The sequence below is a fragment of the Sphingomonas insulae genome, from assembly GCF_010450875.1.
Classification (GTDB): domain Bacteria; phylum Pseudomonadota; class Alphaproteobacteria; order Sphingomonadales; family Sphingomonadaceae; genus Sphingomonas; species Sphingomonas insulae.
This window is the reverse complement of record NZ_CP048422.1, coordinates 870,232-895,484: the sequence shown is the minus strand read 5'-3', so window position 1 is coordinate 895,484 and position 25,253 is coordinate 870,232. Positions and strand designations below refer to the sequence as shown.

The window sequence follows — 25,253 nt, the reverse complement described above, 5'->3', positions numbered from 1 at the left end:
TCGAAACGGTCCGAACGCATCACCTTTCGGTTTGCTGCAACGCAAAATTACGGTTCAGCCACCCACCAGTGCGCGATCCCGCATGCCCCGCCACACCTTGAGCGCCTGAACGCTCGCGGCGACATCGTGCACGCGCAGCAGCTGGACGCCCGCTTCCGCCCCCTTCAGCGCCAGCGCAAGGCTGCCGCCGAGCCGCGCCGCCACCGGTGCCTCGTTGTCGAGCGCGCCGATCATCCGCTTGCGGCTGGCGCCGAGCATGATCGGGCAGCCGAGGCCGTGGAACATCGCCAGGCCGTTGATGAGCGCGAGGTTCTCGGCCAGCGTCTTGCCGAAGCCGATGCCGGGATCGACGATGATCCGCGACCGGTCGACGCCGCCCGCGACGACCGCGGCGATGCGCGCCTCCAGCCAGTCGAACACCTCGGTCAGCACGTCGCGATAGCCGGTGCGGGCGTGGCCGCCCTCCGCAGGGTCGGGCGAGTGCATCAGCACCACCGGGCATTGCGCCCGCGCCACCACGGCCAGCGCGCGGTCGTCCCACAACAGCGCCGAGACGTCGTTGACGAGGTGCGCGCCGGCGGCGAGCGCCGCCTCCATCACCGCAGCCTTGCGGGTGTCGATCGACACCGGCGTGCCGCTGCGGGCGAGGCGTTCGACGACCGGGACCACCCGGGCGATCTCGTCACCCTCCCACACCTGCGCGGCGCCGGGCCGCGTCGATTCGCCGCCGAGGTCGATCAGCGCCGCACCGGCCACCGCCATGTCGACGCCGGCCGCGGCGGCGGCAGCGGGGTCGTCGCCATGCGCGCCGCCGTCGGAGAAGCTGTCCGGCGTGACGTTGAGGATGCCGGCGACCAGCGACTGGTCGAGGCGCAGCGTGCGATCGCCGAGTTGCAGGGCCAGGCGCGGAGCGGTGATCGCGGCATGGCGCGCGACGGCGCGGTCGCCGAGGGTCGCGACGTCGGCAACCGGGACGGCACGGCGCCGGCCATCCTCGATCACCTCATAAGCGGCGAACCACTGCATCCCGCCGGCGAGCCGCGCGACGGTACCGTCGGGATGCGTCATCGGGGTGTCGACGAACTGGACGGGGCGGAGGTGCAGGGTCATCGGCGGGTGTCATCCCCGGTTCGATCCAACAAGACAAGTCGCCTTCTCGTTGCTTCCGGGAACGGGATGGTGGCGCCGGATAGCGGCAGCGGAAGGGCGCCCGAAGCGGCCCCTCCTCAGGCCGGACTGGACATGGCTGCCCCTCCCCGTGCCGGGGAGGAGCCATGGTCAGGGCTGCGTTGCGAGCAGGTAGGTCTGGCGAAGCGTGTCGATCGGTTGCAGCTTGCCCGCCGCCTCGTGGTGCCAGAAGGTCCAGCCGTTGCAGGCCGGCGCGCCCTGCAGCGTCGCGCCGAGCTTGTGGATCGAACCGGTCGCGCCGCAGTCGCTGAGCAGGCTGCCGTCGGCGCGGATCGTCACGCGGAAGCGACGCTTGGTATCGGTCAGCACCGCGCCGGGCGTGAGATAGCCGTTCTCGACCAGCACGCCGAACGCCACCTTGGGCTGCTGGCGCGGGCTCTGCATCGTCGCCAGCGCCGATTCGTCGAGAGGCAGGGCGGCGGCGATCCGCTCTTCCGCCGCCGCGATGTAATCGCCCTCGCGCTCGATACCGATCCAGTGGCGACCGAGCCGCTTGGCGACCGCGCCGGTGGTGCCGGTGCCGAAGAACGGGTCGACGACGACGTCGCCCGGCTTGGTGCAGGCGAGCAGGATGCGATACAGCAACGCCTCGGGCTTCTGGGTGGGATGAACCTTCACACCCCCCTTCTTCAGCCGTTCGCCGCCGCCGCAGATCGGGAATTCCCAGTCCGAGCGCATCTGCAATTCATCGTTCAGCGTCTTCATGCTGCGATAGTTGAAGGTGTATTTGGCGCCTTCGCCCTTTGCCGCCCAGATCAGCGTTTCATGCGCGTTGGTGAAGCGGGTGCCGCGGAAGTTCGGCATCGGATTGGCTTTCCGCCAGACGATGTCGTTGAGGATCCAATAGCCCAGGTCCTGCACCGCCGCGCCGACGCGGAAGATGTTGTGATAGCTGCCGATCACCCAGATCGTGCCGTCATCCTTGAGGATGCGATGCGCCTCTGCCAGCCAGGCGCGGGTGAAGGCGTCATAGGCGGCGAACGTATCGAACTTGTCCCAGTCGTCGGTGACGGCATCGACGTGGCTGCCGTCCGGGCGGAACAATTCGCCGCCGAGCTGGAGATTATAGGGCGGGTCGGCGAAGACCATGTCGACCGACTTGTCGGGCAACGCCCGCATCGCCGCGATGCAATCGCCGCGGATGATCCGGTCCAGCGGCAACGGGGCGGCAGGCGTCCCGGCGGGAGTCGCCACCGCTGCGCGCGCCGCGACGCGCGGCTGCCTGACCTTGTCGATTACTGGCATGACGTCCCCCTTGCCCGCCTATTCGCGCGAAACAGGGGACTCACGTCAAGCGTGCATTGGTTAACGCCGCCTTGGACCGCCGCCCCGACACAGTGCCACAGGACGCGCCCTGCCCAAGATATGGGGAGAGCAATTCCGGCCCTCCCCCAGCGATGGGGGTGTGACTCAAAAGACTCAGGCGCGAAAATGGTTGGCATCCGGCGCCGGTTGCGGGGCCGCGCCGACGGCATCGGGCGCGATTCGGGCGAAGGCGGCGGCAACCGGTGCGAAACTGCGGCGGTGAATCGGGGTCGGGCCGTGTTCGACCAGCGCGGCAAGATGGTGCCTGCAGCCATAGCCCTTGTTCGAATGCCAGTGGTAATGCGGATAGGCGACGGCATGTTCGAGCATGATCCCGTCGCGGGTATGCTTGGCGACGATCGAGGCGGCGGCGATCGACAGGCTGTGCGCATCGCCGCCGACGATCGCGGTCGCGGCATAGGACCAGCGCGGCAGGCGGTTGCCATCGACCAGCACATGGCCGGGATCGCAGCCGAGGCGTGCCGTCAGGGCATCGACCGCCAGCGTCATCGCCTTCATCGTCGCCCAATAGATGTTGAGCGTATCGATCTCCGCCGGCTCGACGATGCCGACGCCGAATATGCCGCGCGCCTGGATCAGCCCGCACAGCCGGGCGCGTTCGGCGGCGGACAGCGCCTTGGAATCGTCGATGCCGCGCGGCACGCCCTTTGCCGGCAACACCACCGCGGCGGCGACGACCGGCCCGGCGAGCGGCCCGCGCCCCGCCTCGTCCACCCCGGCGACGGGCGGCAGACAGGCTTTTTCGTGCTTCAGTCCGGGCATATCACGACCATTTCGCTGCAACAGCGGCGGCATCCCCGCCATCCGGGTCCGTCGCCGCCGACAGGTCATAATAAGGCGTGCGCCCCAACGCATGCCCCATCGGGCCGTGTCCACCGCCCAATCCGGGCGCCTTGCCGAGTGCCGCCGCGACGAAGGCGATCGCACGGTCGCAGGCCGCGGCCAGCGCCATGCCCCCGGCAAGGCCCGTCGCGATGCCGCTGGCGAGCGTACAGCCGGTGCCGTGGCTGTGGCGGGTGACGATGCGCGGGTGCGTCCAGACGGTTTGCGCGCCGTCGGCGGCGACCAGCCGGTCCCGGACGACATCGCCATCGGCATGGCCGCCCTTCACCAGCAGCGCCGCGCCATGCGCGCGTACGGCGTGCTCGCCGCCCAGCACGTCGAGTTCGGGCAGGTTGGGCGTGACGATGGTCGCACCGCGCATCAGCCGCGCGAAGGCGGCGATCGTTTCCGCATCCGCCAGCACCGATCCGCTGGTGGCGACCATGACCGGATCGAACACGACCGGCACGGCAAGCGCGTCGAGCACGTCCGCCACGGCATGCGCGACGGCGGCGGACCCGATCATGCCGATCTTCACCGCATCGACGCCGATGTCGGCGATCACGCTGCGCATCTGGGCGACGACCATGTCCGCCGGGACGGAATGCACCGCCTGCACGCCCAGCGTGTTCTGCGCGGTGATCGCGGTGATCGCGGTCATGGCGTGGCCGCCGAGCATCGTGACGGTCTTGATATCCGCCTGGATCCCGGCGCCGCCACCCGAATCGGACCCGGCGACGATGAGGACGCGCGGGATCACGATCCGCACCGAAAGTTGCCGAAGTTGACACTACGTGCGGGTCGAAATCGCTTTCGGGGCGGTGGCATCCGGTGGTGATGGGCGACGGCGCTGGCGAGAGGGCGCTTCATGTCGTCGGCCATGCCAGTTCGCGGGCGTGTAGGACAGACGGATTGTGCATGCGGGGGCGTGGAGGGTTGCGCCCGCGTCAGGTTTGGCGTGCCGCGATGGATGTATGCGCGAAGCATGTTCACGCGAAGGCGCGAAGACGCGACGGCGTTGTGCTCGTGGCGGTCCTTGCGTGCCACTGTGTGCGTGCGAGAGAAGATATGTTCACGCGGAGGCGCGGAGGCGCGGAGGAGGTCGCGCATCGGGTTGCGGCAGCTCTCGATATTCTCGGTTTCGCGGGCCGTGCCGTTGCGAGAGGCGATCGTGCTGCCGCGGGCGCAACCCCTCCGCGCCTCCGCGCCTCCGCGTGAACATATCTTCCTGCTTTGGTGGGGATCTTCCGGGAGGGCTATGTTCGCCCCGCCCGTCATCCTTGTGTACGTCGGCAGCCATGGAGGCGCGACCGTGGTGGAAGGGGGGGCGCCAACGGTCGGCACCGATACCGTGGGTTCCGGCATTCGCCGGAATGACGGATCGGGAGGTGCGGTGACCGCTTCGTGGCTTGGCGGCTTCGCGGCTGGGCGTGCCCAGCCTGCGATCCCGTCCGCCGGGGCGCATCGTCAGCCCTGGAAGCGGCGGTCCGTCGAGGCCGGGTGCGCTTTCAGGACGCGGCCGACGCGGGTCGGGCGGTCCATCAGTTCGCCGGCGCAATTGGGGCAGCGTTCGTCCAGCTCATCGGCGCATTCGGTGCAGAAGGTGCATTCCTGCGAGCAGATGAACGCGCCCGGCGCGTCGGCCGGCAGGTCGGCGCCGCAGCGTTCGCAATCGGGGCGCATGTCCAGCATCAGGCGGCGGCCTGGCGGACGGCGTCGCAGATGCGATCGACCCAGGTTTCGACCTGGCGGGCATCGTCGCCCTCCGCCATCACGCGGATCACCGGTTCGGTGCCGGACGGGCGGATGACGAGGCGGCCGGTGCCGGCGAGATCCGCCTCGGCAGCGGCGATGACCGATCGGACCGATTCGTGTTCCAGCGGCTTGCCGCCGGCGAAGCGCACGTTCTTGAGCAATTGCGGCAGCGGTTCGAAGCGGTGCAGCACCTCGCTGGCGGGGGCGCCGGCGCGCTTCAGTTCGGCGAGCACCTGCAACGCCGCGACCAGCCCGTCGCCGGTGGTGCCATAGTCCGACAGGATGATGTGGCCGGACTGTTCGCCGCCGACGTTATAGCCCGACCCGCGCATCTTTTCGAGCACGTAGCGGTCGCCGACCGCGGTGCGGACGAGGCCCAGCCCCTGCGCCGACAGGTGGCGTTCGAGGCCGAGGTTGGACATGACCGTCGCGACCAGTCCGCCGCCCGCCAGCCGGCCGGCGCGCGCCCAGCTGGCGGCGATCGTCGCCATCAGCTGGTCGCCGTCGACCACCTGGCCCTTTTCATCGACGATGATGAGCCGGTCGGCATCGCCGTCCAGCGCGATGCCGATGTCCGCGCCGGCCGCGACGACGGTTTCCGACAGCGTCTGCGGCGCGGTCGAGCCGACGTCGCGGTTGATGTTGGTGCCGTTGGGGTTCACCCCGATCGAGACCACGTCGGCGCCCAATTCCCACAGCGCCGACGGTGCGACCTTATAGGCGGCACCGTTGGCGCAATCGATGACGACGCGCAGGCCATCGAGGCGCAGATTGTCCGGGAACGTCGCCTTGGCGAAGTGGATGTAGCGGCCCTGCGCATCCTCGATCCGGCGGGCGCGGCCGATCTGTGCCGACGGCGACAGCGGCACGTCGCTGTCGATCAGCTGCTCGATCGTCATCTCCGCCTCGTCGGACAGCTTGTAGCCATCCGGCCCGAACAGCTTGATGCCGTTGTCGGCGAAGGGATTGTGGCTGGCGGAGATCATGACGCCGATGTCGGCCCGCATCGACTGGGTCAGCATCGCCACCGCCGGGGTGGGCAGCGGACCGACCATGATGACGTCCATGCCGACGCTGGTGAAACCGGCGACCAGTGCCGATTCGAGCATATAGCCCGACAGCCGCGTGTCCTTGCCGATCAGGACGCGATGCTTGTGGTCGCCGCGCTGGAAATAGGCGCCGGCGGCCATGCCGACCTTCATCGCCATCGCCGCGGTCATCGCGCCGGCGTTGGTCGCCCCGCGGATGCCGTCGGTGCCGAAGTATTTCCTTGCCATCGCGTGCGTTCCGTTCCGCTATGCCGTCCGTTCCGTTCCCCGATGCGCCAAGGACGATGATGTCGCAAGCCACCCGTATCCTTCTCGCGCTGGTCCTCGGCATCGGCATCGGCATGCTGGCGGTGACGCTGGACAAGACGTGGGCGATGCGGGCGACCGGCGTCACCCAGCCGATCGGCGAGGCGTGGCTGCACGCGTTGCAGATGGTGATCGTGCCGCTGATCGTCGGCCTGCTGGTCACCGGCATCGCCGCCACCGCCGAGGCGGCGAAGGCGGGGCGGATCGCCGGCCGCGCGGTGGTGCTGTTCGTCGTGGTGCTGTGGGGCACGACGCTGATGTCGGCGGCGATGATGCCGATCCTGCTCGACCTGTGGCCGCTGCCCGATGCCTGGTCGCAGGCGCTGCGCGCCGCGCTGACGGGGGCGCCGACGATGGGCAAGGTGCCGACGCTGGCGGATTTCTTCAACACGATCGTGCCGACCAACGTCGTCGCGGCGGCGGCGGGCGATGCGTTCCTGCCGCTGACGGTGTTCACGCTCGCCTTCGCCTTCGCCATCACGCGGCTGGAGACGGATTCGCGGCGGCGGCTGACCGACCTGTTCCAGAGCATTACCGATGCGATGCTGGTCATCATCGGCTGGGTGCTGCGCCTCGCGCCGGTCGGCATCTTCGCTCTGGCCTATGGCGTCGGCGCGCGGACCGGGGCGGCGGCGTTCGGCGCGCTGGTGCATTACATCGTGCTGGTGTCGTCGATCGGCTTCGTCGTGCTGCTGGCAGGCTATCTGGTGGCGCGGTTCGGCGGGGGCGTGCCGTTCGTCGCCTTCGCCCGGGCGGTGGCGCCCGCACAGGCGGTGGCGATCAGCACGCAATCCTCGCTCGCCTCGCTGCCGGCGATGCTGAAGGGGTCGGCGGAGATCGGCGTGGCGCCGGCGACGGCGGGGATCGTGCTGCCGGTGGCGGTGGCGATATTCCGCGCGACCAGCCCGGCGATGAACCTGGCCGTGGCGCTGTACGTCGCGCACTGGCTGGGGGTGGCCATCGGGCCGGGCCAGCTGGCCGCGGGCGTCGCGACGGCGGCGATCACGACGATGGGATCGGTGTCGCTGCCGGGTACGATCAGCTTCTTCGCCAGCGTCGCGCCGGTGGCGTTCGCGATGGGCGTGCCGATCGAGGCGCTGGGCCTGCTGGTCGCGGTGGAGACGGTGCCGGACCTGTTCCGCACGGTCGGCAACGTGACGATGGACGTGGCGGTGACGAGCGTGGTGGGGCGGCGGACGGAGGGCCGCGGCGCCGACGGGCGCGGCGGCGGGGGCTGACCGGGGGCTGGCCACGAGCTGGCCGGGGCGTTGATGCGGAGGGGCGGTCGGGCCGGAGCTTGCGCCCGGGACCGCCCCCTCCGCCGGGGTCACTTCACGCCGTGCATCCACTTCTTGAGCGGCCAGGACAGCAGCAGCAGGACGATGCCGAGGCCGATCGCCCATTCGGCGATCAGCGTGAACACGCCGTTGTAGGTGTCCAGGCTGACCTTGAGGTTGGTCACCTGTCCGCCGACGGTTTCGACGCTGGCGACCTGCGCGATCATGCCGGCGAAATATTGCGCGACCGAGATCGAGAGGAACCACACGCCCATCATCAGACCGACGATGCGCGCGATCGACAGCTTGGTGATCATCGACAGCCCGACCGGCGAGATGCACAGTTCGGCCAGCGAGTGGATCAGGTAGAGGCCGGCGAGCCACCAGATGCCGACCTTGAAGTCCGGCCCGACGAAGCTGCTGCCCCAGACGAGGAACAGGAAGCCCGCGCCGACGCCCATCAGCGCGAGGCCGAACTTGACCGGGATCGATGGTTCGCGGCCCGCTGCCGCCAGCTTCGTCCACATCGCCGCCATGATCGGGGCGAACAGCACGATGAACAGCGCGTTGAACGTCTGCGTCTGCCCGGCCGAGATCGGATAGCCGAAGACGTGGAGGTCGGTGTTGCGGTCGGCGAACAGCGTCAGGCTGGACCCCGCCTGTTCGAACAGCGTCCAGAACACGACGTTGAAGGTGATGAGCACCATCGCCGCCAGCATCATCTGGAATTCGGTGCGGCTGCCCGACACGAAGCTCCAGATGAGGATACCGGGGACGGCGATGATGAAGGTGCCGAACAGCAATTTGCCCATCAGCGGCAGCGCCAGCACATAGGCGACCATCGATCCCGCACCCGCGGTCGATTCCGCGCTGTTCATCAGATTGACGAACAGCAGGTAGAACAGGGGAATGCCGATCAGCGCCGCCGCATAGATCCCCAACGTGCGGTTCGCCGGCTGTCCCGCGGGCTGTTCGCCATAGCCGTTGAGGCGACCGCCGTCGAACTGCACCAGCACCCACGACAGCAGCATGCCGACCGCGGCGAGGCCGAAGCCCGCCCACCAGCCCAGGCCATCCCACACGCCCGGAATGCCGACCGCGAGCAACGGGCAGAGGAATTGCGACAACAGCGAGCCGAGGTTGAGGCCCATGTAGAAGATGGTGAAGCCGCTGTCCCGGCGCCGGTCGCCCTGCGCGTACAATTCGCCGACCATGGTCGAGATGTTGGGCTTGAAGAAGCCGTTGCCGACCGAGACCATGCACAGCGCGATCAGCATCAGCGTGGTGTAGAACGGGCTGCGCGCGCCGTCGGAGGCGAAGCCGCCCTTGGCGATGGTCCGTGCCGGCTGGCCGTCGGCACCGAGCAGCGCCACGGTGCCGTCGTCGTTGCCCTTGATCGCCAGCTTGGCCGCGCCATCGACGATGTAGCGGGTTTCGACGCCGTTGGCGCGTTCGACCGATACCTCATAACGCTGGCCGTCGATCGTCGCATAGGGCTTGGCCGCCTCGCCGCCGAAGCAGAGCGTGAAATAGCCCAATGCCATCAGGATCGCGCCGAACTTCACCGCGCGCTTCGAGCCGAGATACTGGTCGGCGAGATATCCGCCGACCAGCGGGGTCAGATACACCAGCGCGGTGTAGCCGCCGTACAGGCCGGTGGCGGCCCGGTCGCCGAACAGGAAATGCTGCGTCAGATAGAGCGTGAGCAGCGCCCGCATGCCGTAATAGCCGAAGCGTTCCCACATTTCGGTGGTGAACAGCCGCGCGAGCTGGCGCGGATGGCCGAACCAGGTCTTTTCGTCCGCCGGATTGACGTGACTGATATCCGGTTCGGCGCGGTTGTCCGCCGTCGGGGTGTCCACCATGCATTACGCTCCCTGATACTCTGTCTGATACTCTGGCTCTGATGCGCTGGAGCGCGTCGCGGCTCCCCGACCATCTGGTATCAAGAGTAACGACAAAGCCACGGCTGTAAACATCGCCGCCGCCCGCTATGTGCGAGCCCATGTTCAACGACACCTCCACACCGCTCGCGTTGCTCGCCACCCGCCGATCCGGCAAGCCGCGCGACCTGGTCGGTCCGGGCCCCTCGCCCGAGCAGATCGACGCGATGATCGGCATCGCCGCTCGCACCCCCGACCATGGCAAGCTGGCGCCGTGGCGGTTCGTGGTCGTCGACGATCGGACGGCGCTGTCACGGCTGATCGTCGATGCCTATCGCGCCGAACGGCCGCAGGCGGCCCGGGCGGAGCTCGATTCGCTCGACCAGTTCGCCCGGCAGGCGCCGGCGCTGGTGGTCGTGCTGTCCTCGCCCAGCCCCGCCAGCCACATCCCGCTGTGGGAGCAGGAGCTGTCGGCGGGCGCGGCGACGATGAACCTGCTCCACGCGGCGCATGCGATGGGGTTCGCGGGCGGCTGGCTGACCGGCTGGCCGACGTTTTCGCCGGTGGTGCGCGATGCGTTCGGCGCCGCCCACGAACGCATCGCGGGCTTCGTCTTCATCGGCACGCCGGGCCGGCCGCTCGACGAGCGGCCCCGCCCGGACATGGCACGGATCGTCTCGCATTGGCCATGAAGGGATAGCGAACAGCGGGTTACGAGTGGACCTTTTCGCCCATTGCTGTATTAAGCCAGCATGACAGCGCTGAGCAACGAGGATAGCCCGGTCTACATCCGGCTGCGGGGCACGATCGCGGCGGGCATCCTGCGCGGCGATTACCGGGCGGGCGACCAGCTGCCCTCGGTCCGGGCGTTCGCGGCCGAACATGGCGCCAACCCGCTGACCGTCGCCAAGGCGTATCAGAGCTTTCAGGACGACGGCTATGTCGAGGTGCGCCGCGGCGTCGGCATGTTCGTGCTGCCGGGCGCGTCGGACAAGCTGCGCGCGGCGGAGCGGGCGAACTTCGTCGAGACGCAATGGCCGCGCATCCTGGGGTATATCGACCTGCTGGGACTCGACGCCGCCGACCTGCTGGAGCACGAGCGGGCCTGACTTTTTGATGAGGAGGCGGGGAACGCAGCGGTTGCGCGTCCGCCCTGCTCACGGTGCCGGCAACGTGCACATCTTGGGCAAATGGCAGAAGGTTTTCACGCGGAGGCGCGGAGGTGTTGCGTTAGCCGCGAGCGCGGTCCGTCACATCATGCCGTGGTGCCGCAGAGGTGAGCACAGCCTGCGGCGCAACACCTCCGCGCCTCCGCGCCTCCGCGTGAACATCCCCCTCAGAACAGGCCTAAAGCGGCGACATCCTCGGGTGTCAGGTCGATGCCGAACATCAACGACATGCGCATGCGATAGACGCGCGGGTCGGTGATGTCGGCGCGGGTCGTGTTGTCGCCGGCGCGGCGGTGGTAATGGCGATCGGTGAGCGCCGCGAGGCCGTGGGGCAGGACGATACTTGCGATCGTCACCTGCGTGAAGCGGCTTGCCGGCGCGGTCGAGGTCCAGTGGTTGGACAGCGCCAGATCGGCGTCGAACACCTCGGTCGTGTGAAAGCTGTATTGCGGTTGCCAGCCATCCGCCCCGCCGTCGCCCGCGCGGCGCCCGTCGGTCGATCCGGGATCGCCGCGGCGGCTGAGCAGCCACCCGTGGTCGGCGTCGCGATCGAGCCGGAACGCGGCGCCGTCCGACGCCTCCGCCTGCCAGCCGTCGACGAGCGCCATGACCGGTGCATAGCTCCCGCCGAAACCGGCATCGGCGATCCATTCCCGCCCGTCGATGGTGACGAGGCTAAGCGTGTGGGTGAGCGGCGGCGTCTCCGTCGCGCCGAGCCGGACGCGGGCGAGCAGCGGGCGAACCTGGAAACCGAGCGCGGCGAGCGCGTCCATGAACAGGCGGTTCTGTTCGAAGCAATAGCCGCCGCGCTTGGCGGTGACGAGCTTGGCGAAGACGCTGTCGCTGTCGATCGCGATGCCGCGGCCGAGGCGGACGTCGAGATTTTCGAACGGGATCGACAGGCGATGTTCGCGCTGAAGCCGGCCGAGGCCTTCGGAATCGGAGGTGACGCGGGCGGGCAGGCCGATGCGGACGAGATAGGCGTCGAGGTCGAACATGCATGCCGAGTGCGCGAGGTTGGGTGGCGAATGCAAGGGGTTCGCGGTTGGTCCAGCCGTCATCGGGGTGGAACCGTGCCGCTTGCCGTGAGGACGTTCGCCGGGATGACGACGCATGCGTGGCGTTTTGCGCAGACCCTCTGTCCGTGGCGAAGCCGCAGTCCTGCCGGTGCCAAGAAGTGGCGCACCGGCGGGACGTGATGACGGAGGGGCAGTCTAGCCGCGTTGCGGCCGCCGCTGCCCCCTCCATCATTCGGCCATGCCGCTCCGTTCCGGAGAGGGATCAGGCGGCGAATGCCTCCGCCGGCACCGCGTAGAGGACGTCGGCGCTGGCCGACGCCGCCGCCTTCAGACCCATCGCCTCCGGCACGATCTGGTCGAGGTAGAAGCGGACCGCCGCGCGCTTCACCACCGCAAAGTCCTCGTCGCCGGTCGCGTGGCGGCCCTCGCGCTCCATCAGCCAGCCGCAGACCGCGACCGAGGTCATCGTCAGGAACGGATAGCTTGCCGCCAGCTTGTCGTCGGCATCGGCGGTGGCGAGGCGGTGGGCGATGGCGTCGATGGTATCGATCAGCGCGACGAGGTCGGGATGCTGCGCCTCAACACGCATGTCGGCGACCAGCGCAGCGAAGGCGCCGCCATTGTCGAGGGCCAGCTTGCGCCCGACGAGGTCGGCGGCCTGGATGCCGTTGGTGCCTTCGTAGATCGGGGTGATGCGGGCATCGCGGAAATATTGCGCCGCGCCGGTTTCCTCGACGTAGCCCATGCCGCCATGGACCTGCACGCCGAGGCTCGCGACCTCGTTGCCGATGTCGGTGCCGTGCGCCTTGGCGAGCGGCGTCACCACCTCCAGCCGGTTCTTCGCGGCGCCATCGCCGAGGCCGGCGCGATCGACCTGTCCGGCGGCGTAATAGACGAGCGCGCGTGCCGCCTGCGTCTGCGCCTTCATGCGCAGCAGCATGCGGCGGACGTCGGGATGGTCGACGATGCGCACCGGTGCCTTGTCGGCCGAGCCGGCGCGCGCCGACTGGACGCGTTCCAGCGCATAGCCGACCGCCTTTTGCGTCGCGCCCTCGGCAATCTGCACGCCCTGCAGACCGACGTTCAGGCGCGCGTTGTTCATCATCGTGAACATCGCACGCATGCCGCCATGTTCGGCGCCGATCAGTTCGCCGACGCAATCGTCGTGATCGCCGAAGCTCAGCACACAGGTCGGCGAGGCGTGCAGCCCCATCTTGTGTTCGATCGACACGACGCGGACGTCGTTGAAGGCGCCGGGCGTGCCGTCGTCGTTCAGGCGGAATTTGGGGACGAGGAACAGGCTGATCCCGCGCGTGCCCGCCGGCGCATCGGGCGTACGCGCGAGGACGAGATGGACGATGTTGTCGGCCATGTCGTGGTCGCCGAACGAGATGTAGATCTTGGTGCCCTTGATGCTCCACTTGCCGTCGCCCAGCGGTTTGGCGGTGGCGCGCAATGCACCGACGTCGCTGCCCGCCTGCGGTTCGGTGAGATTCATCGTGCCGGTCCACGCCCCGGTGGCGAGATGCGGCAGGTAGAGCGCCTGCTGTTCGGGGGTGCCGTGGTGGATCAGCGCCTCGATCGCGCCGACGGTCAGCGTCGGGCAGAGCGCGAAGCCCATGTTGGCGCTGCCCAGCGTGTCGAGCACCGCGGTCTGGATCGCGAAGGGCAGGCCCTGCCCACCGAAATCCTCGGCTACGCCGATCGTGCCCCAGCCGCCCTCGACATAGTCCTTGTACGCCTTGATGAAGCTTGCCGGCATGTGGACGCCGTCGGGCGACCATTTCGCGCCGACGGTATCGCCCTCGCGGTTGAGCGGCGCCCATTCGCCGGCGGCGAATTCGCCGACCCCCGCCAGCACGGCGTCGACCACGTCCGGGCTGGCCGCGGCGAAGCGGGTCGTGCCGGCGAGTTCGTCGATGCGGACGACATGCTCCAGCACGAAACGCTGGTCGGCGACGGCGGCGGTAAAGGACATCATTCTCTCCCAGGATCGTCCGCGATATAGCCGTTCCGGATGGCCGATCCAAACCCGCGCATCTTACGTTACGGCATGGCCGCGATCGCCGAAGCGGCGCAGCGAATCGGTCGCGGCGAATGCGTCGCGGTGCCGACCGAGACGGTCTATGGCCTGGCCGCCGACGCCGGCGATGCGGCGGCGGTGGCGGGCATCTATGCCGCCAAGGGGCGGCCGAGCTTCAACCCGCTGATCGTGCATGTCGCCGATCTGGCCGCGGCGGAGGCGCTGGCGGTGTTCGACGACGATGCGAGGGCGCTGGCGACGATGTTCTGGCCGGGACCGCTGACGTTGGTGCTGCCGCTGCGCGCGGATGCGCCGATCGCATCGCTGGTAACCGCGGGGCTGGCGACGGTGGCGATCCGGGTGCCGCGGCACCGCGCGATGCAGGCGTTGCTGGCGGCGTGCGGGCGCCCGCTGGCGGCGCCGTCGGCGAATGCCAGCAACGGCATCAGCCCGACGCGCGCGGCGCATGTCGCGGCGAGCCTGGGTGCGCGCGTGCCGCTGATCCTGGACGACGGGGCGACCGAGGCGGGACTGGAATCGACCATCGTCGCGGGGCGGACGATCCTGCGGCCGGGGCCGATCGTCGCGGCGGACCTGCCGTTTGCGTTCGTGCCGCGCGTGGACGATGCGGCGATCACCGCGCCGGGGCAGCTGGCGACGCATTATGCGCCGCGCAAGCCGTTGCGGCTTGGCGCGACGACGGCGGCGGCGGGCGAATGGCTGATCGGCTTCGGTCCGATCGCCGGCGACGACACGCTGTCGGCCAGCGGCGACCTGCGCGAGGCGGCGGCGCGGCTGTTCGATGCGCTGCACCGCGCCGATGCGAGCGATGCCGCGGGAATCGCGGTGGCGCCGGTGCCGGACGAGGGGCTGGGGGTGGCGATCAACGATCGGCTGGCGCGCGCCGCGCATCGCTGAGGTATCGCGCCTGCCCTCATCCTTCGCCGCCTTCGGCGTCTTTCCCTCTCCCCATGAGAGAGGGAGAGCGGCGCGTAGCGCCGGACAAGGTGAGGACGGCGCTTAATCCAGGAAGGGCGCCGCGATCTCCGGCCGGACGCGCAACAGCCGCCCGGTCGCCCGCTCGATCAGCGCCCAGGTGGTGACCGCTTCCACCCTCACCCTGCCATCCGCACCGGTGAAGCGCACGTGCCGGTCGAACCGCGCGCCCTTGGGCGGTTCCGGCACCCAGGTCTCGCCGGTCACCGTCTCGCCCGCCGCGACGTTGCCGCGATAGTCGATCTCATGCCGGGTCACGACCCAGACCAGCGTGTCGACCTGCTCCGCCGGGACGACCGCCTGCCAGTGTGCGACGGCGATGTCCTGGATCCAGCGCACCCAGACCGCATTGTTGACGTGGCCGAGTTCGTCGATGTCGCCCGGCGTCGCGGTAATGGCCAGCGTGAAGCGGCCGCTCATCCGTCCCTCCTGCGCCACCAGCGGATCGCGCCGAAGGCGAAGCCGAGCAGCACCGCCGCGCCGGCCACCCACAGCCATTGCCGGCCATGCGGCCGGTACCGGCCGAGCAGTTCGGCGATGCCGGTACCGAACACATAGCCCAGCCCGGTGAACAGCGCCCCCCACAGCATCGCTGCGACGGCGTTGATCCACAGGAAGGTGCGGGTCGGCACGTGGCTGGTCCCGATCGCGATCGGGCTGACGGTGCGCAGGCCGTAGAGGAAGCGGAAGGCGAAGATGAAGCCGACCGGATAGCGTTCCAGCGTGTCGAGCGCCCTGGCGAAGGCGGGCTTCGCCTGCGCGCGGCGGACCCAGCGATGATCGCGGAACCGCCGTCCCGCCGCGAAGAAGCACTGGTCGGCGACGAACGACCCCGCCGCCGCGGCGATCGCCGCACCGGGCAGCGACAGCATCCCCTCATGCGCGAAGAGGCCGCCGGCGAGCACCATCGTCTCGCCCTCGATACCCGCCCCAGGAAGACCGCGGCGAGGCCATAGTCGCCGATCAGTGCCTCGATCGTCATGCGATCACGCTGCGACGCCCAGCTGCCACAGGACGAAGGCGTGCTCCTCTGCCGCTTCGCGCAGGGATTCGAAGCGGCCCGACTTGCCGCCATGGCCCGCGCCCATGTTGGTCTTGAGCAGCAGGATGTTGTCGTCGGTCTTGAGCTCGCGCAGCTTCGCCGCCCATTTCGCCGGTTCCCAATAGGTGACGCGCGGATCGTTGAGCCCGCCCGAGATGAACATCGGCGGATAATCCTGCGCCCGCACGTTGTCGTACGGGCTGTACGAGCGGATGAGATCGAACGCCGCCCGGTCCTCGATCGGGTTGCCCCATTCGGGCCATTCGCCCGGCGTCAGCGGCAGATCGGCGTCGAGCATCGTGTTGAGCACGTCGACGAACGGCACGTCGGCGATCACCGCGCCCCACAATTCGGGATGCGAATTGACGATCGCGCCCATCAGTTCGCCGCCCGCCGACCGGCCGGCGGTGGCGATGCGGCCGGCGCTGGTCCAGCCGGCCGCGATCAGCCCCTGCGCGACGTCGACGAAATCGTTGAACGTGTTGGTGCGCTTGTCGAGCTTGCCGTCGTGATACCATTGCTGGCCGAGGTCGTCGCCGCCGCGGATATGCGCGATGGCATACGCGAAGCCGCGGTCGAGCAGCGACAGACGCCCGGTCGAGAAGCCCGGCGGGATCGCATAGCCATAGGCGCCGTAGGCATAGAGAAACAACGGCTGCGATCCGTCGCGCCGGAAGCCGGCGGGATAGACGATCGACACCGGCACCTGCGTCCCGTCGCGCACCGTGATCTTCAGCCGTTCGGTGGCATAGCCGGCCGCATCGTAGCCGGCGGGAATTTCCTGCACCTTCAGCACGGTCAGGTCGCCGGTCGCGACGTCGTAGTCGTAGACGGTGCCGGGGGTGACCATCGATTCGTAACCAAGGCGCAGCGTGTCGACCGCATATTCGGGATTGTCGCCCAGGCCCGCGGCGTAGCTCGCTTCCGGAAAGGTGATGCGCTGCGGCACGGTCGGCGCGTCGTAGCGGTGGATCGCGATCTGGTCCAAACCGTCCAGGCGGCCTTCGACGACGAAGAAGTCGCGATAGCATTCGACGCCGGTCATGTAGAAATGCGGGTCGGCGGGGATCAGTTCGCGCCAGTCGCCGGGCGCGTCGATGGTGGCGGTGCACAGCCGCCACATCGGATCGGTATCGTTGGTGTGGATGAAGAGCGTGCCGTCGTGGGCGTCGACGTCATATTCGCGCCCCTCCTGCCGGGGCGCGACCAGGATCGGCGTCGCGAAGGGATCGTCGGCGGGCAGCAGGCGGATTTCGCTGGTGACGTGGTCGCCGGTGCCGATGACGATCCACTGCCGGTCGCTGGTTTCGGCGACCGCGACGCGATAGCCCTCGTCATCCTCGTGAAACAGCTCGACATCGTCCTCGACCGGTGTCCCGAGCCGATGGAAGCGCGCATTGTCGGTCCGCCACTGGTCGTTGGCGAGGCCGTAGAGAAAGCCGCTGTCGTCGGCGGTCCACACGATTTCGGACAGCATGCCCGGAATGACGTCCGGCAGGTGTTCGCCGGTGTCGAGGTTCTTCACCCGCACCTCGAACCGCTCCGCACCGCTGTCGTCGATCGCATAGGCGAGCAGCGTCGCATCGTTGCTGACCGCGAACGCGCCGAGCCGGAAATATTCCTTGCCCTCCGCCAGCGCCGGCTCGTCGAGCAGCAACTGGTCGTCGCCCCCGGCGACGGGACGGCGCCACCATTTGCGATACTGGCCGCCGGTTTCGTACGCGGTCCAGTACAGCCAGTCGCCATCCTTCTGGGGCACGGACGATTCGTCTTCCTTGATCCGCGCCTTCATCTCTTCGTACAGGCGGTCGACCAGCGGCTGGTGCGGCGCCATAACACCCTCGAAATACGCGTTTTCCGCCTTCAGATAGGCCAGCACGTCCGGGTCCCCGACCTCGGGGTAGTTCGGGTCCTTCAGCCAGGCATAGGGGTCTTCGATCGTCACGCCATGGGCGGTGAAGCTGTGCGGACGGCGATCAGCGACGGGCGGTGTCATGTCGGTCATGCGACCGCCATAACGTCCATCGCCGGCTTGTCGACGCCTGCACGTGCGGCGGCGCACCTGCCGGGCCGTTAACCGATCCTTGTCGCGGTCCGCGGTAGACCGGGCCATCATCCACCTGGACGATCCATTCATGGGATTGGCGCTTTCCGGGGCAGCGGACCCTGCCGGCTCGCACGACGAGCGAATCCGCGCCTATGGCGTGGATGCGACGTTCGAGGCCGATCTGCGCGATTTTTGGGCGGACGTCGGCGCGGACTATATCCCGCACGTGCTGCCCGCGGTGTGGCGCCACCTGGCGGCATCGCCCCCCGCCCTCGCCCGTGCGTTTGCCGCGCTGGTCGGCGGCCCCGACGACGTCGTCCGCATCCATGCCGCCCAAGGCCGCTTCATGTGCGCGACCAAGAACGCGCGCTGGATCGAGGCGACGGTCGAGCGCTTCGCGGCCTATACCGATTATGGCGTCGAACCCTATGAACTGCTCGGGCTGCTCGGCGCATCCAATATCGCGATGATGGAGGCGCTCGCGCGGTGCTGCCCCGATCCGGCGCGCCACGCCCGGCTGGCGACGGCGATGGTGCGGCTGAGCGTGATGGAAGGCGAACTGGTCGCCACCGGTCTGCGCCGCCGCGCCTCCGCCGAGGCGGCCGCCCAGCTGGAGGCACAGGCGCGCGCGCTGCAGGAGCGCTTTACCGCGGTGATCGCCGAGGTCGGCGCCCGCAGCAGCGTGGTACGGGCGCAGGCCGGCGCACTCGGCACCAAGATCGACCGCATGCTCGTCGAGAATGCCGCCGCCGCCGCCGCGGTCGGCCAGTCGGTCGCGATCATGCAGGATGCGACCGGCACCGCGCAGTCGTTGCGCCAGGCGATGGAGCGCAGCCGCGCCGACTTCGAGCGCGCCTCGGCCATCGCCACGCGATCGGCGACGCAGGTCGGCACCGCCGTCGACCTGTTCGCGCGGCTGTCCGGCCACACCCGTTCGATCGAGCCGGTCGTCGCGCTGATCCACGACGTCGCCGGGCGGACCAACCTGCTGGCACTCAACGCGACGATCGAGGCGGCGCGCGCCGGCGATGCCGGCCGCGGTTTCGCGGTGGTCGCGCAGGAGGTGAAGCACCTCGCCCGCCAGACCGCATCGGCCAACGACGTCATCGCCCGCGAACTTGCCGGCATCCTCGCCATGGTCGCCGCGGCGACCGACGCCGGCGATGCGATCCGCGACAATGTCGGCGAGGTCGAACGATCCTCGCAGGCCGGTTACGCCACGATCCAGCGCGAGCTCGTCCGGCTGGAGGTGATCGCCCGCGCCACCGAACGGACGACGGCCGCCGCCGCCGGGATGGACGAGGCGCTGGCCGGCCTCACCCGCTTCGCCGACGACGTCGCGCAGGATATCGCCGCCTTCGGCAGCGCATTCGGCGAGGTCGACGACCAGTTGCAGGCGCTGCACGGCTCCGTCGGCGCATTCGTCACCTCCGTGCGGGGCTGATCCGCCGGACGGTCGTCCGGCAACAGTGCGGAAACACCTTCGCCGGTTGCGCCGCATGGGTACGCCCGGCATGGCGGGTGCGAACGCGGGGCGGATCGAACAGCGGGGACACGACATGGCAGGCGGACTGGTAGCATTGCTCGACGATATCGCGGCGATGGCGAAGCTTGCCGCCGCCAGCCTCGACGATGTCGCCGGCGCGGCGGGCAAGGCCGGGGCCAAGGCGGCTGGCGTGGTGATCGACGACACCGCGGTCACGCCAACCTATGTCGTCGGGCTCAGCCCGGCGCGCGAACTGCCGATCATCTGGAAGATCGCGCGCGGGTCGTTGCGCAACAAGCTGCTGTTCCTGCTGCCCGCCGCGCTGCTGCTGAGTGCGCTGGCGCCATGGGCGATCACGCCGATCCTGATGCTGGGCGGCGCATTCCTGTGTTTCGAGGCGGCCGAAAAGATCATCGGCGCGATCACCGGCCACGGCCACGGGCAGGACGCCGCCGCCGTCGCCGATGCCGCGGAACTGGAGGATCGCCAGGTGTCGGGCGCGATCCGCACCGACCTGATCCTGTCGGGCGAGATCATGGCGATCGCGCTCGGCGAGCTGGGCGATCAGACGTTGGTCAACCAGGCCATCGCGCTGGCGATCGTCGGCATCGCGATCACCGCCGGCGTCTATGGCGTCGTCGCGCTGATCGTGAAGATGGACGACATCGGCCTGCACCTCGCCCGGAAGCCCGGCGCGGGAGCGCAGGCGTTCGGCCGCGGCCTGGTCGCCGCGATGCCGCGGGTGCTGACGGCGCTGTCGCTGATCGGCACCGCGGCGATGGTCTGGGTCGGCGGCGGCATCATCGTCCACGGGATGGAGGCGTTCGGCCTCGCCGGCCTGCCGCATGCGATCCACGCCGCGGCGGAGGGCGCCGCGCATGCCGTCGGCGCGTTGCCGGGCGTGGTGAGCTGGATCGTCACCGCGATCGGATCGGGCATCGTCGGCCTGATCGTCGGCGGCATCATCGCCGGGGCGCTCCACCTGCTGCCAAGGAAGCATTGACGGCTGTTCCCGTCCGCCAACGGGCGCCAGACGCGTCCGCCATGAGGTCGGATCGATATTCAACAGCGAGAGGGCATTTGGACCAGCCCACCTCCCCGGCGGAGGCCGGGGCCCGATTGGGACAGCAGCTGTAACGCTGGAATGCGCCTCCTCGCCAGCCTGCCCCAACTGGGCCCCGGCCTTCGCCGGGGGGGTAGACGGCTGAATGTCGATACACCCTGTCACACTGCCACCCCGGACGGGGTCCGGGGACCATCTGCGGCGAGGCCGGGAATGTAAATCCGGCCGATCCCGTGCGGCCGCGTGGACCGCGGAACCCGTCCGGGGTGGCGGCGCGGGCGGGCGGGCGTCCTGCTCCGTAACCCCGATCGCGAACGCCCCCCTGTCCTCCCATGCCCCCCTGTGGCACGGTCGCGCCAGCGATAGACCGACACGGACACCGACCATGACCACCCATTCCGCCCGCCTCGCCGCCCTGCGCGCCGAACTCGCCCGCATCGGCCTCGACGGGTTCGTCGTGCCGCTGACCGACGAACATATGAGCGAATATGTCGGCGCCTATGCGCAGCGCCTCGGCTGGCTGACCGGCTTCGGCGGGTCGGCCGGCACCGCCGCGGTGCTCGGCGACCGCGCGGCGATCTTCACCGACGGCCGCTATACCCTGCAGGTCCGCGAACAGGTGTCCGCCGACGACTGGGCCTATGTGCCGGTGCCGCAGGAAAGCGTTGCCAGCTGGCTCGCCGCCCACGCCGTCGCCGGCCAGCGCATCGGCTACGACCCGTGGCTGCACACCAGCGGCTGGGTGAAGGACACCGCCGCCGCACTGGCCGACCGTGATGCCACGCTGGTACCGGTCGCCGCCAACCCGGTCGATGCGATCTGGACCGACCGCCCCGCCCCCTCCGACGCCCCGCTCACCGTGCACGACGATACCCACGCCGGCCGCTCGTCCGCCGCCAAGCGGGCGGAGATCGCCGACTGGCTGGCGGAACGGCAGGCCGACGCGGTCGTCCTCACCGCGCTCGATTCGATCGCCTGGGCGCTCAACGTGCGCGGCCTCGACGTCGCGCATACGCCGGTCGCCTTGTCCTATGCGATCGTCGGCAGCGACGGCACCACCGACCTGTTCGTCGCCCCCGGCAAGGTCGACGATGCGATCCGCCAGCACCTGGGCAATGCCGTCCGCCTGCACGATCGCCATGCCTTTGCCGGGGCGCTGGCGGGCTATGCCGGCAAGCGCGTCGCCGCCGATCCGGAACGCGCGGTCGCCGCGATCTTCGATGCACTGGCGCAGGGCGGGGCGAAGGTGCTGCCGCTTCGCGATCCGGTGGTGCTCGCCAAGGCGCTGAAGAACCCGGCGGAGGTCGACGGCCACCGTGCCGCCTCGGTCCGCGACGGCGCCGCGCTGACCCGCTTCCTGCGCTGGGTCGAGACGGAATGCCCCAAGGGGGGCAGACCGAACTGTCCGCCGCCGCGCGGCTGCTGGCGTTCCGCGAGGAAACCGGCTGCCTCCTCGACACCTCGTTCGACACGATCTCGGCGACCGGGGCGCATGGTGCCAGCCCGCATTATCACGTCACCGAGGAATCGAACGCCCCGATCCTGCCCGGCCAGCTGTTCCTGATCGATTCGGGCGGCCAATATGTCGACGGCACCACCGATGTCACCCGCGTCATGCCGATCGGCGCGCCGACCGCAGAGATGCGCGACCGCTTCACCCGCGTGCTGAAGGGGCATATCGCCATCGCCACCGCGATCTTTCCGGACGGTACGCCCGGCGCGCAGATCGACGGCTTCGCCCGGCGGCCGTTGTGGGAAGCTGGCCTCGACTTCGCGCATGGCACCGGCCACGGCATCGGCAGCTATCTGTCGGTGCACGAAGGACCGCAGCGGATCGCCGCGCCCAACTACCCCGGCGGCGCCTCGCTGGAACCGCTGCGCGCCGGCATGATGCTGTCCAACGAACCGGGCTATTACAAGGCGGGCGAATACGGCATCCGCATCGAGAACCTGCTGCTGACCGTGCCCGCGACGATCCCCGGCGGCGACCCCGATCGCGCGATGCTGGCGTTCGAGACGCTGACCTTCGCCCCGATCGAGCGCGACCTGATCGATCCCGATCTGCTGACCCCCGCCGAACGGGCCTGGCTCGATCGCTATCACGCCGCGGTCGCCGCGACGATCGGCCCGGTGCTGGACGGCGACGACCGGGCGTGGCTCGCATCAAAATGCGCGCCGCTGGACTGATCGCGCCGCGGGAGCGGATCGTCCTAGGTCCGCGTGGTTCCCGGATGCGGTCCGTCGCCGCCGGCGCCGTCATCCACCCGGTCGATGCCGACCGGGTGATCGGCGACGTCCGCCGGGGGCTGCGCCGGCGCCGGGGCGGCCACGCCGGCACGCGCCTGCGCCTTGCGCCGATGCAGGTTGGCGCGCAGCTGCGCGGCCAGCCGGGCGGCGCGTTCGTCCTTGTCGCTCATGCGGCGATCATGGCGGTCGTTCCCGCGACGATCACGGCGGTCGCTCCAGCGACGATCACGGCTGTCGCACGTGCGACGATGATTGTTTCCTGCATGCGATCGGCCTAAACACCTGCGTCGGCGCTTGACAATCCGTCCGCGAACGGGTCTAGGCGCGCTTCGCTCGAAAGGGCAGTGCTGCCGTAGCTCAGTGGTAGAGCGCATCCTTGGTAAGGCTGAGGTCGTGAGTTCAATCCTCACCGGCAGCACCATTTTTTGACGACTTGCCGCGCGAGTTCGTTTCGCACGGGCGCCGGGCCATGACGGGGACGGCATCTGCGTCGGAGGTCGTTCAACCGGATGCGGACGAGCTATGGGAAACGCCGCTGAGCCGGTCTCGTGATCGCGTCAGCCGAGACCGCCTCATTGGAAACCCATCGCGTACTTGCTCACTTTGCTGAGTCGCAACCGTGTTCGTGCCTGCGCTTTTCCGTGCGACTTCGGCGATCGCATGCCTCAAGTGGTGGTTGGCGGGGAACTCGTCCTTGATCGCCTGATCGCAACCACGGCCCCCACGGAGACGGAAGAACAAGCCGCTGGATAGCGGATTAGGCGCGTCGGAACCGAGCGGTCTTCGACACGTCGGCAGCGACCGCAAAAAAGCCAAACAGGTAGACCGTCTTACCGCCACGCACCACGTCTGCGGCTGGTTTCAGCGTTCGGGGCGAAGCATGGTCAGGGGACCACGGGCGTCGCGGTCCATATCCGGGCTATCAAATCCGTGCGATGCCGGCTGGAAGTATTGGCCACATTGCACAGGAATGTAGGATTTCCACCATTTTGGGCAAACGCGGGGATGTCCCTTCTCGTCGAATATCTCATCCAGACCGAAAAGCAGCGGCATAACCTCATCACGGGGGGCCGGATCCGGTTCGCCCGATGCGGGACAGTCACCGATACGGACAGCGTTGAAATACATGACATACGTGGCGAGCTCCCCCTTACCGCCACGGCGAAATGTCGCCTGGCTGCCCCGCCGGTCCAGTTCGATCGTATGGATCGCGGTGATGGCGTCGTCGCGCAGGTTCCCCCGCTTGTCCTCCCCGTAGACCAGCGACACCGCGTGTTTGCCGGCAAGAGAGCCCAGGACGTTTTCGCCGGATCGACCGGGACAGGTGAACCGAAGATTAGTGTATTTGGGGCCCACCGCGAGAGCGATCGGTCCGCAATCATACGTGCCGGGGCGGCGCAGGCGTTCGTTGACGGCCCGCTCCAGCATCTGCCGTACCGAGGTGTCGGGAAGGCATATGTTGAAGGAGCGAGGAGATGCCATGGGCATCTCCCCTGCCCCGCCCCTGCCGAATACACTGGTGCGCTCGATCTGCCACAGGCCGCCACGGATCGGGTCTCGCCGCCCCTCGATCACGATATCCCCATCTGGCGCTCCGGTGTGCGGAACGTTGCTGCCGGCATCGATCGGCGTGCCGGCGGGCCGGTTGGCGTCCGGCATCTCGTCCGTGATGGAAAGGATGCGCGACATGCCCAGGTGCTGGGCTTCTTCGATCATTGTCTTGACGCGGCGCATCATGCACCGTTTCGCCTGGGTGTTGGATGAGCGCCCCTGTTGTATGCACGTGCTCAATATGCGGCACATGGTTCGGTCGATTTCGGGATCGCCGCTCGACCTCTCGATCCGGCATTGCTGCAACGACCGGCCGGTCCAGTCATAGCTCAGGCGAACGTTGCGCATTCTCCGACCAGTCGCGGCGATCTCGTCGTTCGGCTTGCCTTGTCCGGACGAGGACGCCGCGTAGGCCACGCTCAAGCCTGCGGCGATCGCGCAGGGAATATATCTGCGTCGCATGCTATGCTCCTAACGGCGGACGATATCCGGGGCATCGACCCGGAGGCGACGACGATCCAGCCGTCATTGCGACGTTCGGATTGCGACGCTCCACCATCTAGAAGCGGGCCCGAATGGCGAGCGACACCACACGCCCGAACGGATCGAGATAGCCCGGCCAACGTCGAGGCTTTTGTCCCAACATTTATTGCATATCATGCCTTCATCGTTCTTAGCCGGATAACGATGATATAACGTTTGCGATTGATCAGGTTCGCATCTTAAGCCAAGCTGTAAATTATACCACCACGTGCAGGGCAGTTTCGATCAACTTTAATGTTACGCTTATCTGAAAAGCCATGTGACCTACGATCTTGGTTCGCTTGTCGCGTAACGGACCGTCAGTCGTCGTGACCGATTGTTGTCAGGGTTCGACGCGGGGTCGAACGTGGTCCACGTCATTCCCGCAGAAGCAGTTCTATTGCCGAAAGCTGGCCCACTTATCTCGGTGTCATCCGCGACAATTGGCTTGATGAGCAATGCTCAAGGCATCGTTGAACGAA

At 68.6% G+C, this 25,253-nt stretch carries 19 protein-coding genes, 1 tRNA gene and 2 pseudogenes; 8 read left to right on the top strand and 14 right to left on the bottom strand.

From position 1 onward, the window contains the following. Nucleotides 1–54: 54 nt before the first annotated feature. The 6 genes from folP to glmM form a co-directional block, all read right to left on the bottom strand. Complete coding sequence (folP, locus tag GTH33_RS05875; protein WP_163957584.1) at nucleotides 55–1,110, bottom strand: dihydropteroate synthase; 1,056 nt, start codon at nucleotides 1,108–1,110, stop codon at nucleotides 55–57. 168 nt (nucleotides 1,111–1,278) lie between these two features. Then, entirely contained in the window at nucleotides 1,279–2,433 is a 1,155-nt protein-coding gene (locus GTH33_RS05870) for a site-specific DNA-methyltransferase (protein ID WP_163957583.1), read from the bottom strand. A gap of 174 nt (nucleotides 2,434–2,607) precedes the next feature. Continuing rightward, nucleotides 2,608–3,276 (bottom strand): ribonuclease HII, encoded by a 669-nt coding sequence (locus tag GTH33_RS05865; RefSeq protein WP_163957581.1) that lies wholly within the window; start codon nucleotides 3,274–3,276, stop codon nucleotides 2,608–2,610. Between the two features lies 1 nt (nucleotide 3,277). Continuing rightward, nucleotides 3,278–4,099, bottom strand: coding sequence for a bifunctional hydroxymethylpyrimidine kinase/phosphomethylpyrimidine kinase (thiD, locus tag GTH33_RS05860; RefSeq protein WP_163959643.1), 822 nt, complete (start codon nucleotides 4,097–4,099; stop codon nucleotides 3,278–3,280). 704 nt (nucleotides 4,100–4,803) lie between these two features. Next, on the bottom strand, nucleotides 4,804–5,028 hold the full coding sequence (locus tag GTH33_RS05855) for a DUF1272 domain-containing protein (RefSeq protein ID WP_163957578.1): 225 nt from the start codon (nucleotides 5,026–5,028) through the stop codon (nucleotides 4,804–4,806). After that, the gene (glmM, locus tag GTH33_RS05850; protein WP_163957576.1) at nucleotides 5,028–6,368 is read right to left on the bottom strand and encodes a phosphoglucosamine mutase; all 1,341 of its coding nucleotides are present in this window, start codon (nucleotides 6,366–6,368) and stop codon (nucleotides 5,028–5,030) included. Before glmM ends, GTH33_RS05855 begins: the two co-directional genes overlap by 1 nt. A 59-nt stretch (nucleotides 6,369–6,427) precedes the next feature. Between glmM and GTH33_RS05845 the strand changes: the two genes are divergently transcribed. Then, nucleotides 6,428–7,684, top strand: coding sequence for a dicarboxylate/amino acid:cation symporter (locus GTH33_RS05845; protein WP_163959641.1), 1,257 nt, complete (start codon nucleotides 6,428–6,430; stop codon nucleotides 7,682–7,684). Between the two features lie 89 nt (nucleotides 7,685–7,773). Here GTH33_RS05845 and GTH33_RS05840 read toward each other — a convergent pair whose 3' ends face one another. Further along, complete coding sequence (locus tag GTH33_RS05840) at nucleotides 7,774–9,588, bottom strand: peptide MFS transporter (RefSeq protein ID WP_163957574.1); 1,815 nt, start codon at nucleotides 9,586–9,588, stop codon at nucleotides 7,774–7,776. Between the two features lie 140 nt (nucleotides 9,589–9,728). On the opposite strand from GTH33_RS05840, the gene GTH33_RS05835 reads away from it, so the two are divergent. Together GTH33_RS05835 and GTH33_RS05830 are read left to right on the top strand one after the other, a co-directional pair. Then, nucleotides 9,729–10,298: a nitroreductase family protein gene (locus GTH33_RS05835; RefSeq protein WP_163957572.1), complete on the top strand. Its 570-nt coding sequence runs from the start codon at nucleotides 9,729–9,731 to the stop codon at nucleotides 10,296–10,298. 60 nt (nucleotides 10,299–10,358) lie between these two features. Continuing rightward, nucleotides 10,359–10,715, top strand: coding sequence for a GntR family transcriptional regulator (locus tag GTH33_RS05830; protein WP_163957570.1), 357 nt, complete (start codon nucleotides 10,359–10,361; stop codon nucleotides 10,713–10,715). A gap of 227 nt (nucleotides 10,716–10,942) precedes the next feature. On the opposite strand, the gene GTH33_RS05825 is transcribed toward GTH33_RS05830, so the two are convergent. Together GTH33_RS05825 and GTH33_RS05820 are read right to left on the bottom strand one after the other, a co-directional pair. Then, the gene (locus tag GTH33_RS05825; protein ID WP_163957568.1) at nucleotides 10,943–11,773 is read right to left on the bottom strand and encodes an arylamine N-acetyltransferase family protein; all 831 of its coding nucleotides are present in this window, start codon (nucleotides 11,771–11,773) and stop codon (nucleotides 10,943–10,945) included. A 283-nt stretch (nucleotides 11,774–12,056) separates the two neighbouring features. Beyond that, nucleotides 12,057–13,775, bottom strand: a complete 1,719-nt coding sequence (locus GTH33_RS05820) for an acyl-CoA dehydrogenase family protein (protein WP_163957566.1) — start codon at nucleotides 13,773–13,775, stop codon at nucleotides 12,057–12,059. A 36-nt stretch (nucleotides 13,776–13,811) separates the two neighbouring features. Between GTH33_RS05820 and GTH33_RS05815 the strand changes: the two genes are divergently transcribed. Beyond that, on the top strand, nucleotides 13,812–14,735 hold the full coding sequence (locus GTH33_RS05815) for an L-threonylcarbamoyladenylate synthase (RefSeq protein WP_249055006.1): 924 nt from the start codon (nucleotides 13,812–13,814) through the stop codon (nucleotides 14,733–14,735). Between the two features lie 102 nt (nucleotides 14,736–14,837). Here the strand turns inward: GTH33_RS05815 and GTH33_RS05810 are convergent, their stop codons facing one another. The 3 genes and pseudogenes from GTH33_RS05810 to GTH33_RS05800 all read right to left on the bottom strand — a co-directional run bounded on the left by GTH33_RS05810 (nucleotide 14,838) and on the right by GTH33_RS05800 (nucleotide 17,860). Further along, nucleotides 14,838–15,233 carry an acyl-CoA thioesterase gene (locus GTH33_RS05810; RefSeq protein ID WP_208404119.1) on the bottom strand — a complete coding sequence of 132 codons (396 nt, stop codon included), beginning with the start codon at nucleotides 15,231–15,233 and terminating at the stop codon, nucleotides 14,838–14,840. Beyond that, nucleotides 15,230–15,795: pseudogene (locus tag GTH33_RS05805) on the bottom strand (DedA family protein). The gene GTH33_RS05810 and the pseudogene GTH33_RS05805 overlap by 4 nt, the downstream one beginning before the upstream one ends. Before the next feature lie 4 nt (nucleotides 15,796–15,799). Then, a complete protein-coding gene (locus tag GTH33_RS05800; protein ID WP_163957562.1) occupies nucleotides 15,800–17,860 on the bottom strand; it encodes a S9 family peptidase in 2,061 nt (686 codons plus the stop codon). Nucleotides 17,861–17,990: 130 nt separating this feature from the next. Between GTH33_RS05800 and GTH33_RS05795 the strand changes: the two genes are divergently transcribed. From GTH33_RS05795 to GTH33_RS05785, 3 genes and pseudogenes are all read left to right on the top strand, one after another. Beyond that, complete coding sequence (locus GTH33_RS05795; RefSeq protein WP_163957561.1) at nucleotides 17,991–19,346, top strand: methyl-accepting chemotaxis protein; 1,356 nt, start codon at nucleotides 17,991–17,993, stop codon at nucleotides 19,344–19,346. A 115-nt stretch (nucleotides 19,347–19,461) separates the two neighbouring features. Next, the gene (locus tag GTH33_RS05790) at nucleotides 19,462–20,391 is read left to right on the top strand and encodes a DUF808 domain-containing protein (RefSeq protein ID WP_163959636.1); all 930 of its coding nucleotides are present in this window, start codon (nucleotides 19,462–19,464) and stop codon (nucleotides 20,389–20,391) included. 445 nt (nucleotides 20,392–20,836) lie between these two features. Further along, a pseudogene (locus tag GTH33_RS05785) lies at nucleotides 20,837–22,638 on the top strand (aminopeptidase P family protein). Between the two features lie 23 nt (nucleotides 22,639–22,661). Here the strand turns inward: GTH33_RS05785 and GTH33_RS05780 are convergent. Next, nucleotides 22,662–22,868 (bottom strand): hypothetical protein, encoded by a 207-nt coding sequence (locus tag GTH33_RS05780; RefSeq protein ID WP_163956795.1) that lies wholly within the window; start codon nucleotides 22,866–22,868, stop codon nucleotides 22,662–22,664. 176 nt (nucleotides 22,869–23,044) lie between these two features. Between GTH33_RS05780 and GTH33_RS05775 the strand changes: the two genes are divergently transcribed. Beyond that, nucleotides 23,045–23,119 (top strand) — tRNA-Thr (locus GTH33_RS05775). Between the two features lie 440 nt (nucleotides 23,120–23,559). On the opposite strand, the gene GTH33_RS05770 is transcribed toward GTH33_RS05775, so the two are convergent. After that, on the bottom strand, nucleotides 23,560–24,672 hold the full coding sequence (locus GTH33_RS05770) for a hypothetical protein (protein WP_163957558.1): 1,113 nt from the start codon (nucleotides 24,670–24,672) through the stop codon (nucleotides 23,560–23,562). Between the last annotated feature and the right edge of the window lie 581 nt (nucleotides 24,673–25,253).

What these genes read in the sequence shown, in the direction of transcription:
- folP (WP_163957584.1), bottom strand. Translation starts at nt 1,110, where the DNA reads ATGACCCTGCACCTCCGCCCCGTCCAGTTCGTCGACACCCCGATGACG.
- GTH33_RS05870 (WP_163957583.1), bottom strand. Translation starts at nt 2,433, where the DNA reads ATGCCAGTAATCGACAAGGTCAGGCAGCCGCGCGTCGCGGCGCGCGCA.
- GTH33_RS05865 (WP_163957581.1), bottom strand. Translation starts at nt 3,276, where the DNA reads ATGCCCGGACTGAAGCACGAAAAAGCCTGTCTGCCGCCCGTCGCCGGG.
- GTH33_RS05855 (WP_163957578.1), bottom strand. Translation starts at nt 5,028, where the DNA reads ATGCTGGACATGCGCCCCGATTGCGAACGCTGCGGCGCCGACCTGCCG.
- glmM (WP_163957576.1), bottom strand. Translation starts at nt 6,368, where the DNA reads ATGGCAAGGAAATACTTCGGCACCGACGGCATCCGCGGGGCGACCAAC.
- GTH33_RS05845 (WP_163959641.1), top strand. Translation starts at nt 6,428, where the DNA reads ATGTCGCAAGCCACCCGTATCCTTCTCGCGCTGGTCCTCGGCATCGGC.
- GTH33_RS05840 (WP_163957574.1), bottom strand. Translation starts at nt 9,588, where the DNA reads ATGGTGGACACCCCGACGGCGGACAACCGCGCCGAACCGGATATCAGT.
- GTH33_RS05835 (WP_163957572.1), top strand. Translation starts at nt 9,729, where the DNA reads ATGTTCAACGACACCTCCACACCGCTCGCGTTGCTCGCCACCCGCCGA.
- GTH33_RS05830 (WP_163957570.1), top strand. Translation starts at nt 10,359, where the DNA reads ATGACAGCGCTGAGCAACGAGGATAGCCCGGTCTACATCCGGCTGCGG.
- GTH33_RS05825 (WP_163957568.1), bottom strand. Translation starts at nt 11,773, where the DNA reads ATGTTCGACCTCGACGCCTATCTCGTCCGCATCGGCCTGCCCGCCCGC.
- GTH33_RS05820 (WP_163957566.1), bottom strand. Translation starts at nt 13,775, where the DNA reads ATGATGTCCTTTACCGCCGCCGTCGCCGACCAGCGTTTCGTGCTGGAG.
- GTH33_RS05815 (WP_249055006.1), top strand. Translation starts at nt 13,812, where the DNA reads ATGGCCGATCCAAACCCGCGCATCTTACGTTACGGCATGGCCGCGATC.
- GTH33_RS05810 (WP_208404119.1), bottom strand. Translation starts at nt 15,233, where the DNA reads ATGAGCGGCCGCTTCACGCTGGCCATTACCGCGACGCCGGGCGACATC.
- GTH33_RS05800 (WP_163957562.1), bottom strand. Translation starts at nt 17,860, where the DNA reads ATGACCGACATGACACCGCCCGTCGCTGATCGCCGTCCGCACAGCTTC.
- GTH33_RS05795 (WP_163957561.1), top strand. Translation starts at nt 17,991, where the DNA reads ATGGGATTGGCGCTTTCCGGGGCAGCGGACCCTGCCGGCTCGCACGAC.
- GTH33_RS05790 (WP_163959636.1), top strand. Translation starts at nt 19,462, where the DNA reads ATGGCAGGCGGACTGGTAGCATTGCTCGACGATATCGCGGCGATGGCG.
- GTH33_RS05780 (WP_163956795.1), bottom strand. Translation starts at nt 22,868, where the DNA reads ATGAGCGACAAGGACGAACGCGCCGCCCGGCTGGCCGCGCAGCTGCGC.